The sequence below is a fragment of the Acetobacterium sp. MES1 genome (genome assembly GCF_002237635.1).
GTDB lineage: Bacteria > Bacillota > Clostridia > Eubacteriales > Eubacteriaceae > Acetobacterium > Acetobacterium wieringae.
Genome location: NZ_MJUY01000027.1, coordinates 17,327 through 29,126, shown reverse-complemented (window position 1 = coordinate 29,126; position 11,800 = coordinate 17,327). Strand labels below are relative to the sequence as shown.

Below are 11,800 nucleotides of genomic sequence, written 5' to 3'. Positions count from 1 at the left end.
GCAAACCTCACACCCCCTGTTTATATTATAATAACTCGCGAGTTATTGTTTGTCAATTGCTAATCACGGTCTGTTTTAATTAATTTCATTCTTATGGAGTATTTCCTTTGGTAGTATAGTTGAAGTTGATCTCATAATCTTCAATATCAGGGTATTGAACTAAAAGGTTTTCTGATTCTATTAATGAAATAATGTCACCAGTGTCGAATTGACTAATAATCGGAATTTTTGGATTGCATATTTCAAAAAAGTTTACAAATACTTCCGCTTCACCATCGGACATTTTTGATGAAATTTCTTGACTAATCATGCCCTTGAATTGTCCTATCAGTTGTGTCATATCAAATTCAGAAGGTACTTCAATATTGCCATCAAATTTTATAATAGTCCCACGATTCATTGTTTCTAAGGTATAATCAGATGATTGAGGTATAGTAAAATTCAGGGGATATCCATGATGCAAATTCAAAGGCAATGTCTGAATGGGCATAAGTTCCGCCGTATCTCCCGGATTTGCTAGTTATGCCGATTGTATTAACGCTTCCGATCCATTTCTTGGGTGATATTGTAAAAGCATTTAATCCCGCTTGACTTCTAAACCCCTCGAATTCGAGGGGTTTAAAATCTGGACTATGAAAAGATTTCCATAAACCAAGAAATTCAACAGTATCCCTATTTCTCATCCAATTGGCAATTACTGCAGTTGGATCATCACTTTTGTATTTCGCAATATCTGTTAAGCTTATATATTCATCATCATCAGTACCAAAACCGAGGATTCTTATTTCACGTCCATTTGCATTTATTTTCATTTGATTCTCCTTTGAAAATTCATACCTTTCTGGTCGAGCGTCTAGATTGCCCCTTTAGTGCGAATAAAGCCTGTCAGAATCCAGTAATAAGCCCATTACAATTTCGGTCGAACCCGGATCTGAATCAGGTTTTTTACATCGTCAAGAATCCGTTCAGAGGTGACGGGGATCATCAGCCAGCGGCCTCCGGCAGCAAAGGGGGTTCTTTTAAACAGGGCCTGAATTTCTGGGCTGGCCTGGGGAAGGTAGGCTTCCATTTCGTTAAGCTCTTTGTTTCCAATGACGACCAGGGCAATAAAATAGCCATCCATAGGGTAAAGAACACAAAGGGATTTGCTGCTTTTGCGGTACTTCAGATTCCAGCCGCGCTGGGCGGAGCAACGGCTGTAATTCATGACCGGTTGGATATGATAGGTGGTTTCAATAAAGCTTTGTAAATCAACCCAGAGCGGATTATTGACAAAATTGATCATCTCAGCCAGGGTTGGTTCATGGTCCTGTTCAAAAGATAGACTCCATTCCATGGGGAACCTCCAATATTTTCTGGCAATCGTAGCAGGAATAGGTGCAGAAGCAGGATGTCCAATCCGGTTTTTTCCCAATTACCGATAATTTTATATTTAGAATTTATCACCATGCCTCAGACAGGTCAAGTAAAACATAAAAATAGTGGTAAATTGTGATGGTGATTGGTACACTTATACTAAAGTCGAAAGGAATAAAGTAGCAATGATTAAAAAAGAAAATGTTAACTCCATTGATACCTATATTGGGCAATTCCCGGCAGAAATTCAGGAAATCCTTCAGGAGATCCGGCAAGTTATTAAAGAAGCGGCGCCCGAAGCGGAAGAAAAAATCAGTTATCAGATGCCGACTTTTTATCTGGGCGGCAATCTGGTTCATTTTGCGGCATATAAAAACCATATCGGATTTTATCCCGCCCCATCGGGTATCGAAAAATTCAAGCAAGATTTATCAAAATATAAAAGTGCCAAAGGATCAGTTCAATTTCCTCTCAATCAGCCAATCCCCTTTGATCTGATCCAAAAAATCGTTGCATTCAGAGTGGCAGAGAATCAGATACTTAGTGAAAATAAACAAAAGAAGCGTAAGACCGAAGCTGGAATCAAGAATAAAAATGTGAACGATGACCCTGAGCTTGGCAAGCAGGATGACCGTTGATTTACTGAATCATTATACAGAAGAAAGCAAACAGAATAAGATGATGAGCGTTGCAAAAAATGATTTAAATTTGGTCTATCTGGAAGAATTATCAAAGGTGTTTTAAGGTGGTAGGATAGTATGAAGAAAAGCATGAAAAAGGATTCCTTTTTCCAAATGGGGGAAATAAATATAAGAAAGATGCAGACACGAACAGGTATTAAGGGGTTAGTGATACTTCTGTTTCTGGTTAGCTCATTGTTGGTACTTTCGGGCTGTGCCGAAAATAAAGCAGTACTCGTTGGTAATTGGGAATTAGTGCCCAGTGAGGGGAATTTAAATGATACAGCAATGACGGGCTATGCTTTTAGCGAAAATGGGTCTGTCACTTTTTATAATGGTTATGATGGAAAACTGACGGTTTCGGAAGGTCAGTGGCAGATCGGTGGTATTAATAAAAACTATCTGGAGTTATTTTTAGATGACGTGGATACACCAAAGCGGAAGATCCGGTTTAAAGTAGCGGAGGAAACCTTATATCTTTTTTCAGATTCCGAAGAAGGTAAAACCACCTATGATAGCCGTTATCAAAAGACCGAGCAGTTTAGCTTTGAAAGTTTGATTGCAGCGGCAAAAAAACAAAAAGCAAAAGAACAACAGGATGCGCAATTGTTTTGCACCCTGTCACCGCAGGAAATCATCGAGCAGCTAAAAGCAATGGGACAACCGATTGGGCAAGTGGTGGTATATACCGATCCTGATTATGCAACAGGTTTATTAAAACAGCCAAATCTCCAATTAGCCCAGGCCGCCCGCTTTGAAGATACCTCCATTGAGCAGGTGGAAAATCAGATTGAACCCATCGGTGGATCGGTGGAAGTTTATCAGGACTATGCGGTAGCGAAACAGCGCTACGATTATTTAACGATTTTTTCTGATGCAGCAGGAACGACCTATCAGATCGGCAATGTCCTGTTGCGGCTGGATAATGCCTTGCAATCAGAAAAGCGGGCACCATATGAAGCCGCATTTTTGGAGATTGTAAAATAATTTGAGAAGCAGTGAGTAAAGGGCGCAGCAGTCGATAGCAGTATTCCTTTTTACAGGCGAAATTACAACCAGTTATAAAAAGCGAGGTGTAAAATATGTGTGGACGTTATATTCTTTATTCTGACAAAGAAGAAAAAGCGATTAAGGCGATTGTTGAAGAAGTCAATAAAAAATATCATGTAACCATTAAAAAAGGGGATATTTACCCAACCGATCTGGCCCCGGTTTATGTGTCCGGGCCGGATCAGCAGGGAATGGCGCTTAGGCTTCTTAAATGGGGGTATAATCGGCATTATCAAAAAAAGACGTTGTTGATTAATGCCCGTTCCGAAACGGTGCTGGAAAAAGCCGTTTTTCGGGATGATTTTCTAAAGCGTCGCTGTCTGATTCCGGCGGTGGGGTTTTATGAATGGAATGCGAAAAAAGAGAAATTCCGCTTTAGTGGTGCTGACGGGCTGATGTATCTTGGTGGCTTTTTTCATGGGCAGGAAGAGGGGCCTGATGAATTTCTGATTATGACAAAGCCACCGGTAAAACTGGTGGCGGAAGTTCATGACCGGATGCCAGTGGTGATTCCTACCAATCAGGCCAGGGGGTTTCTGGAATCCACGGAGACTGCGATTAAAATCATCAGCGAAAATCAGGTCGTCCTCAAAAGAGAGTTGATTCAGGGCGAGAAGCAGTATAGCTTCGTCGATCTGTTAGCCCATGATTTCCCGCCCCAAAATGATCATGATGTGGTTTAAGTAAAGAAACGGAGAACGAAATGGGTTGTTTAAATTAATAGTAGAGTAAGTGAACCACCACGACTAAAATTGATGAGATCAACCCGATTGATGCCTATATTTCTCAATTCCCGACAGCACATTGATTGTTTTTAAATATCCAATTCGGGCGGGATGTCTATTTCATCCGAGACATATTTCCCGTTTTTTTTCCGTTGCCGTACGCATTCGGATAAGAGGTATTCGATTTGGCCATTAACGGATCGAAAATCATCCTCGGCCCAGGCGGCGATGGCATCATAAAGTTTTGGGGAAAGTCGGAGGGGGATCTGTTTTTTTTTGTTATCGGCCATGATCCTAATAAAGACTCCCTGAATTTATAATTGGCTGGGCATCATGATTACCGCATAAAACGACTAAGAGGTTTGACACCATGGCGGCTTTCCGTTCTTCATCAAGCACCACCACTTCATTTTCATTCAGACGGGCCAAAGCCATTTCCACCATTCCGACAGCACCATCAACAATCATTTTACGGGCATCAATAATGGCTGAGGCCTGTTGTCTTTGCAGCATGACGGCGGCAATTTCGGGGGCATAGGCTAGGAAGGTGATGCGGGCATCCACCACTTCAATCCCGGCTTCATCGACCCGACTCTGAATTTCTTCTTTGATTCGTTTAGCCACGGTTTCACTGGAACCGCGCAGGCTGCCCTCGTCGGCAATCCCGTCGCCGGTGGTATCGACATTGGTGGTCACATCGTAGGGATAAAGTCGCACAATGTTTCGCAGGGCAGAGTCGCACTGCAGGGATAAGTATTCTTTGTAATTGTCAACATTAAAGACAGCCTTGGCGGTGTCGGTAATGCGCCAGGTAACGGCAATGCCGATATCGATGGGGTTACCAAGACAATCATTGATTTTCTGGCGACTATTATTAAGGGTCATAATTTTTAAGGAAATTTTACGTGAGGCGGGTTCGGCCGTTGCCGCATCTTTATCCCCCTTCACATCACCGCTTTGGATTAAACGGGTTTTGGCTGCCGGATTAACGGCGCTACAGAATGGATTGACAAAATAAAATCCCGGTTCTCGGATGGTACCGACATAATGACCAAAAAGGGTCAGCACCAGAGCTTCCTGAGGTTTAAGTACTTTCAGCCCCGGCCAGAGCAGCCAGGTGGTGCAAAGCAAAATAAGACAAATAACAATCACAATGCCACTACCGTCAGTGGCAATTGTGGCGATAAGACCGACAAGGGCTGCGGCATAAATGAGCAGCGAGATCAGGAATACCAGCATACCATGCTTTTTGCCATGGAGAATTTTCTCGTCCATAATAAATACCTTCTTTCAATATGATATCAAAATAATATCATAACGATATTTATTAAGCAATCTTTTTTTGAGAAAAGAGACGCCCTGAGAAAAGAAATTGGCGTAGCGATTAAGAAAAATTATTGTTTCGACAGCGATATTATGAGATGATGAGACATAAATTATAAAGAAAAAACAAGCAATTTCGGCAATGAAAGAATTTTTTAAGCTAGGATACGAGGAGAAAAAGCGTGAAGTTTATATCATGGAATATTGATTCATTAAATGCGGCATTAACCGGAGAGTCACCCCGGGCGCAATTATCGCAGCAGGTATTGGAAAGGATCGCCACACATCAGCCCCAGGTGATTGCCATTCAGGAAACAAAACTGTCGGATAAGGGGCCAACGAAAAGACACTTTGAAATTCTGAGTGACCGGTTCTCAGATTATGAAATCGTCTGGAGCAGTTCCGTCCAACCAGCCCGTAAGGGCTATGCCGGAACCATGTTTTTATACCAGAAAGATCTGACCCCAGCTGTTACAAGGCCAGTCATTGGCGCACCAGGTACCATGGATGCAGAGGGTCGGATCATCACCCTGGAATTTGATGATTTTTATCTGACCCAGGTTTATACCCCAAACGCTGGAGATGGCTTGAATCGTCTGGCTGATCGTCAAATCTGGGACCAGAAGTACGCCGATTATTTGGCTGCTCTGGATCAGAAAAAACCGGTCATTGCGACCGGTGATTTTAATGTCGCCCATCAGGAAATCGATTTGGCCCATCCGGAAAATAACCGCCGCTCCGCTGGCTTTACCGATGAGGAACGGCAGGGTTTCAGCCAGCTCCTGGCCAGAGGTTTTACCGATAGCTTTCGTTTTTTGCATGGCGATGTGACCGGCGTTTATTCCTGGTGGGCGCAACGGGTTAAGACCAGCAAAGTCAACAATTCGGGCTGGCGGATTGATTACTGGTTGGTCAGTGATCGGATTGCTAACCGCATTGTCAAATCGGAAATGATTGATTCAGGGCCACGACAGGATCACACACCATTACTGTTTGAACTGGACTAGTTTTTAGTGATTCAGGGTTTTACGGTAGCGGCTTAGGCGACAAATAGGTCATTTGGGCATTTGTCAGAAAGGGCAACGGTTGTCAGCGGACACCAGTCGATACGAACAAGGGTGAAAGCGATGCTGCTGCTAATAAAAAAGTTCTGGTTGCTTGGGAGCTTTGAAATTAGTGTGAAGCCGGTTAGCAGCGTCATGAACCGGCCCCGGCTTAATTGATCGGGCTTGGGTGGGACATTTTTTAATACAGGCGCAGCAGGTGATGCATTTTTTATGATCAATCTGACGGCTATCCTGGGGATTAATGGCAGCGGTGGGACAGATGCTTGAGCAGCGTTGACAGTTGTTACAGGCAGGGCTGACAGCGATAAAATCAACATCCCAAAGGGTCGTTTCGCCACGATAGGGTATCTGGCCCGGGGGCGAGATCAGGCAATTGCGGTCAGGGTTTGGGTGTGTAAGCAGCTTATCCTTAATTTTTCGACCAAAGCTTTCGGCCAGCGCCAGATCACTTGGATTGGGTCGGTCGGCGGCAATGGGTGTTTCGGAACTTGAAAAAGAGTGTTCGCCAATAAAAGCTCCGGCGGCAATGGGCAGACAACCATTGCCGATGATGATGTCCCGCAGTTCCAGCAAGGCATCATCGTAGACGCGATTGCCATAGACCACCACACAAATCGTCGGCGTGTTTGTGGCATGAATCGTTTTTAACCAGGGGCCAATCACTTCCGGGACACGCCCCATGTAAACGGGGACGCCGATGAGCAGGATGTCATCAGTGGCGAGTAGAAGGGGTTGGCTCCGTTGTTTTGGTCGGGTGATATCGACCGTGATCAAATTGCCGGGATTAAAACCTTGGGCAATGGCATTCAGAATAGCTTCGGTAGTACCGGTCGGTGAAAAACTGACCAGTTTAAGGGTATGGTAGTTCATGATTTGCCTCCAATAATAACTTTTTAATCAGAATACAATAAATGCGATCATGTTACCAGAAGAGTGATTATACTAGTATCAATACTAACGGGAAGGAGCAGAGAAATGGATGGTGAACAGCGAAACAGAGAACTGGGTGATTTTCTAAAAAAGCGCAGACAAAGCATGACACCAGTGGGACTTGAGCTTGAAGCGCTTGCACGGCGGCGGACACCGGGATTAAGAAGAGAAGAAGTGGCGCAAATGGCGGGGATCAGTTTAACCTGGTATACCTGGCTTGAGCAGGGGCGACCCATTCAGGTGTCGACTTCGGTGGTGGAGAGCCTGACCCGGGTATTGCAGCTTAATGAGGAAGAGCGAACTTATCTTTACCGCCTATCCAACCAGCCTCTTCCGTCGGAAAGTTCCAAACGTCAGCATCTGATCAGTCCGGCATTGCAACATGTTCTGGATAGTCTTTGCCATTGTCCGTCGTTGATCACCGACCAGCAATGGAATGTCATCGGTTGGAACGATGCGGCTGGCACAATCTTTGGTGATTTTGAGGAGATGAATGAGCTTGAGCGAAACATCGTCTGGGCCATGTTTACCGATGCAAAATATAAAACCCTGTTTGTCGACTGGGAACACCATGCCAAAGGGATGGTGGGACGCTTCCGGGCCAGTTGCGGAAAATTTGTTGATGATCCCTGGTTTAAACAGTTTGTTGAGGACCTCAAAGCCGAAAGTACCGATTTCAATTGCTGGTGGCCACTCCATGAGATAAAAAATAATGGCGAACTCTATAAACAATTGATACATCCCATTGTTGGCCGCCTGGATTTTGAAATTAGCAATTTTGATGTAGCGGATCATTCCAATCTCAAAATGGCCGTGCATATTCCCGAACCTGGCACCGATACCGATGACAAAATGGCCTATCTGTTGAAACTAGCCAGGGAAAAAAGTGATGCCTGCTATACGAAAGGTGAAAAAAAGCAAGGCTGATTCTCTGTTCGTGATTAAAACCTAAGAAACCAGGTCTAACAATTGTCGAATCTCGTAAAAAGCAAGAATGCACCGACATAACGATTCACAACAACTTCGGAGGGCAGAAAGATGACATATTTGATTAAATTTTTAAAAGCAAAAAAAGCACTGTTGTTTTTAATCATACTGGCCACGGTAATCCAGTCCTTTAGTATGCTGGCGGTGCCCTATTTTGCGGCCAAAATGATTGATGATGGGATTCTCAAAAATGATCTGATGGCAATTGTGCGATTGGGCTTGCAGATGCTGGCAGCGGTTGGGTTATCAGCCCTGATTTCCTTATGGACCAGCTATATGAGTGCCGATTTAGCCGCCCTTTCAGGAAAATACCTGCGGGATCGGATTTTTGACAAAACCCAGATTTTATCAATCCGTGACTTTAATCACTTTAGTACCGCTTCAATGATTACCCGGGCAACTGGCGATATCACGGTGATCCAACAGACGGTGATTATGCTGGCCCAAATGGTTTTGCCGGCACCGATTATTGCGGTGACGGCGATTATTATGACGATCGCCGTGAGCCCCAAATTGGTAGCGATTCCGATTTTGGCCATGGTTTTTTTCATGTTGGGTATCTATATGATTTTTATCAAAGCCAGTCCGATCTCCAAAACCATCCAAATGCGACTGGATAGCATTAACCGGATCATGGGCGAAGCGATTACCGGGGTGCGGGTCATCCGGGCCTTTGATAATTCCGAATTTGAGAGAAATCGAACCAATGCGGCCTTTTTAAATTACGCCAATAACGTGATTAAACTGAATAAGACCTTTGCGGTATTCAGTCCGCTGATCTGGTCAGTTGTGGGAATCAGTCTGGTAGCGGTGTTATGGTTTGGCAGCTTTTTGGTGCTCAATGGCGAAATACAGGTTGGCGGCATTACCGCCGTCTCAGAATATACCATTCTTTTGCTGATCGCTCTGATTATGTCGTCGATGGTTATGGTTATGTTGCCTAAAATGAAGGCTTGCCTTGATCGTACCCAGGAGGTATTGGATACGATTCCGGAAATAAACGATGTGACCGTACCGCAATCCAGAAGAAATCCGGCTGATCCCTTCAAAATTGTTTTTGATCAGGTTAGTTTTTCCTATCGGGGTGCCGAGGAGGCGGTTCTTAAGGAAATCAGTTTTGCCTGTGAGCAGGGAAAAACAACGGCCATTATCGGTGGCACCGGTTCGGGCAAAAGTACCATTGCCAGTCTGATGCTGCGTCTTTATGATGTCGCCAGCGGCACCATCACACTCGAAGGGGTGGATATCCGCCAGATTTCTCAACATGAGCTGCGGGAAAACATCAGTTATGTACCCCAAAAAGCGCTCCTTTTTAGTGGCACCATTGCCGATAATCTGCGGATGGGAAACAGTCAGGCCACTCAGCAGGAACTGGAACAGGCGGCCCAAACCGCCCAGGCCCATGACTTTATTATGGAGACTACCGAAGGCTACCAGCGATCGGTGGCCCAGGGTGGTACCAATTTTTCCGGCGGCCAGAAGCAGCGGTTATGCATTGCCCGGGCGCTGGTAAAAAAAGCCCCGGTTTATATTTTTGACGACAGTTTTTCGGCACTCGATTTTAAAACCGATGCGGCTCTGAGACAAGCCTTAAAAAAAGAGATGGCTTCGGCAGCGGTGGTGATCGTCGCCCAGCGGGTCAGCACGATTATTGATGCTGACCAGATTATCGTGCTGGAGGCTGGTCGGATGGCGGGTATCGGTCGGCATGCTGAACTGATCAATACTTGCCTGGTCTATCAGGAAATTGTGGCATCGCAGCTGTGCGAAAAGGAGGTCGGCAGTTTATGAGGAAACGGCGAAAAAAACCACAACAGCAAAAGAAGCAGGCGTTTAATCCCGAAGTAAAACCGGAAATGGAAGATATTCCGAAAAATTCCAAGCTGGCGGGAAAACGCTTGATGGGGTTGTTGCTGCAACAAAAATGGGCCTTACTGATCATTTTGCTGGCGGCAGTAGTCAGCAGCGGACTCTTTGCTGTTACCCCGATCATCATGGGCAAAGCCCTGGATCAGCTGATTCAGGCCATTCGTGCAAATGGCCTGGGTGGCAGTTATGAACAGCTGGCAAAAATTGTCGGGTTGCCGCTGCTCTTGTTGGCGCTGGCCTATCTGATTGGGGCAGCGGTGGCCTTTGTTCAGGAGTATATCATGGCCAGTGTCGGAGAAAAGCTGGCCTTATCGATGCGGGAGAAAATAAGCGAAAAAATTACCCGGTTGCCGCTTCATTATTACGATGCCAATGAAACCGGCGAAATATTAAGCCGCACCACCAATGATCCCGATAAGATTGCTGAGATCTTAAAAACAGGGGCCTTACAGTTTGCCAATGCCCTTTGCAACCTGGTTTTCAGTGTAGTGATTATGTTTGCACTCAGCCCGATTATGGCGGTGATCATCATTGCGACGATGTCGTTTAGCGTTTTTGCCACCAAAGCGATTTCCCAAAAAACATTGGAAATTTTCGCTGAAAACCAGAAGGTGTTAGGGGAACTTAACGGAAAAATCGAAGAATATTATACCGGCAATCTGATTATCAAAAGCTTTAACCAGCAGGATATGGTCACGCAAACCGAACGGGAGTTAAGTGAACGACAGTATCAGGCCAACAAAAAATCACAATTTGTGATCTATGCCATCTATCCGGCGATCCGTTTTCTGACACAACTCAGTTTTGTGGTGACGGCCATTGTTGGCGGGATCTTTGCCATTAACGGCAGTATGACCATTGGAACCGTGCAGGCTTTTTTGCAGTATGTTAACCAGATTGCCGATCCGATTACCCAGGCATCTTATTTTATCAATTCAATGCAGGCGGCGCTGGCCTCAGCCGAGCGGGTTTTTGAATTTCTGGACGAAGCCGAAGAGCTGCCGGAAACCAGCAACCCCATAGCGATCACAGCGCCAGACGGGGCGGTGGCCTTTGAACATGTCCGCTTTGGTTATAAACCCGGGCAATTGTTGATGCAGGATGTCAGCTTTACCGTCAGACCCAATGAGATGGTGGCCATTGTCGGGCCCACTGGTGCCGGTAAGACCACCTTGGTTAATCTGTTGATGCGCTTTTATGAGCTGGAAGGCGGAACCATCTCAGTCGATGGCATTGATGTCAAGAAACTGTCAAAAAGTGGGCTGCGGCGGATGGTGGGGATGGTACTTCAGGATACCTGGCTTTTTAATGGTACCATTGCAGAGAACCTTGCTTACGGCAAAATGGATGCTAGCCGTGAAGAAATCATTGCGGTCGCCAAGGCGGCCCGCTGTGACCATTTTATCCGAACCTTGTCAGAGGGCTATGATACAGTGATTTCCAATGAAGAAGGAACGGTTTCCCAGGGTCAAATGCAGTTATTAACCATTGCCCGGGCGATGCTGGCCAATCCGGCCCTGATGATTCTTGACGAAGCGACATCCAGCGTTGATACCAAAACCGAACTGGAAGTCCAGAAAGCGATGGTTCAGAGCATGAAGGGCAAAACCAGTTTTGTGATTGCCCATCGGCTGTCCACGATTAAGTCCGCCGATCTGATTCTGGTAATGAATAACGGTACCATTGTTGAAAAAGGAACCCATCAGGAGTTGTTGGCTGCGGATACATTCTATGCTGATTTGTATAACAGCCAGTTTAATCATCTGGTGGGGTAGTGGCTACCCGGGTGCTAGAAAATGGTCGTTTCGCAAGG

General features: G+C 45.3%; 12 protein-coding genes and 1 pseudogene. 7 read left to right on the top strand and 6 right to left on the bottom strand.

Features of this window, described 5'->3' with window-relative positions:
• Positions 1-91: 91 nt before the first annotated feature.
• From BI182_RS09855 to BI182_RS09845, 3 genes are all read right to left on the bottom strand, one after another.
• Positions 92-490, bottom strand: a complete 399-nt coding sequence (locus BI182_RS09855) for a hypothetical protein (RefSeq protein WP_286807559.1) — start codon at positions 488-490, stop codon at positions 92-94.
• Positions 417-812: a KilA-N domain-containing protein gene (locus tag BI182_RS09850; protein WP_148636897.1), complete on the bottom strand. Its 396-nt coding sequence runs from the start codon at positions 810-812 to the stop codon at positions 417-419. Before BI182_RS09850 ends, BI182_RS09855 begins: the two co-directional genes overlap by 74 nt.
• Positions 813-907: 95 nt before the next feature.
• Entirely contained in the window at positions 908-1,336 is a 429-nt protein-coding gene (locus BI182_RS09845; protein WP_286807557.1) for a DUF3788 domain-containing protein, read from the bottom strand.
• A gap of 205 nt (positions 1,337-1,541) precedes the next feature.
• Here BI182_RS09845 and BI182_RS09840 point away from each other — a divergent pair.
• The 3 genes and pseudogenes from BI182_RS09840 to BI182_RS09830 form a co-directional block, all read left to right on the top strand.
• Positions 1,542-1,922, top strand: a pseudogene (locus BI182_RS09840) (iron chaperone); the annotation flags it as partial.
• Positions 1,923-2,114: 192 nt separating this feature from the next.
• Complete coding sequence (locus BI182_RS09835) at positions 2,115-3,023, top strand: hypothetical protein (protein ID WP_286807555.1); 909 nt, start codon at positions 2,115-2,117, stop codon at positions 3,021-3,023.
• 95 nt (positions 3,024-3,118) lie between these two features.
• On the top strand, positions 3,119-3,769 hold the full coding sequence (locus BI182_RS09830) for an SOS response-associated peptidase (RefSeq protein WP_070371725.1): 651 nt from the start codon (positions 3,119-3,121) through the stop codon (positions 3,767-3,769).
• A 131-nt stretch (positions 3,770-3,900) separates the two neighbouring features.
• On the opposite strand, the gene BI182_RS09825 is transcribed toward BI182_RS09830, so the two are convergent.
• The gene (locus tag BI182_RS09825; protein WP_070371724.1) at positions 3,901-4,101 is read right to left on the bottom strand and encodes a type II toxin-antitoxin system antitoxin; all 201 of its coding nucleotides are present in this window, start codon (positions 4,099-4,101) and stop codon (positions 3,901-3,903) included.
• Between the two features lie 4 nt (positions 4,102-4,105).
• Complete coding sequence (locus BI182_RS09820; protein WP_070371723.1) at positions 4,106-5,086, bottom strand: SPFH domain-containing protein; 981 nt, start codon at positions 5,084-5,086, stop codon at positions 4,106-4,108.
• Positions 5,087-5,316: 230 nt separating this feature from the next.
• Between BI182_RS09820 and BI182_RS09815 the strand changes: the two genes are divergently transcribed.
• Positions 5,317-6,141, top strand: coding sequence for an exodeoxyribonuclease III (locus BI182_RS09815; protein WP_070371722.1), 825 nt, complete (start codon positions 5,317-5,319; stop codon positions 6,139-6,141).
• Between the two features lie 129 nt (positions 6,142-6,270).
• On the opposite strand, the gene BI182_RS09810 is transcribed toward BI182_RS09815, so the two are convergent.
• Positions 6,271-7,071, bottom strand: a complete 801-nt coding sequence (locus tag BI182_RS09810; RefSeq protein ID WP_286807550.1) for a 4Fe-4S binding protein — start codon at positions 7,069-7,071, stop codon at positions 6,271-6,273.
• A 105-nt stretch (positions 7,072-7,176) separates the two neighbouring features.
• On the opposite strand from BI182_RS09810, the gene BI182_RS09805 reads away from it, so the two are divergent.
• From BI182_RS09805 to BI182_RS09795, 3 genes are all read left to right on the top strand, one after another.
• Entirely contained in the window at positions 7,177-8,058 is an 882-nt protein-coding gene (locus tag BI182_RS09805) for a helix-turn-helix transcriptional regulator (RefSeq protein WP_286807549.1), read from the top strand.
• A gap of 111 nt (positions 8,059-8,169) precedes the next feature.
• The gene (locus BI182_RS09800; protein ID WP_286807547.1) at positions 8,170-9,909 is read left to right on the top strand and encodes an ABC transporter ATP-binding protein; all 1,740 of its coding nucleotides are present in this window, start codon (positions 8,170-8,172) and stop codon (positions 9,907-9,909) included.
• A complete protein-coding gene (locus BI182_RS09795; protein WP_286807545.1) occupies positions 9,906-11,762 on the top strand; it encodes an ABC transporter ATP-binding protein in 1,857 nt (618 codons plus the stop codon). Before BI182_RS09800 ends, BI182_RS09795 begins: the two co-directional genes overlap by 4 nt.
• The last annotated feature ends 38 nt before the right edge of the window (positions 11,763-11,800 follow it).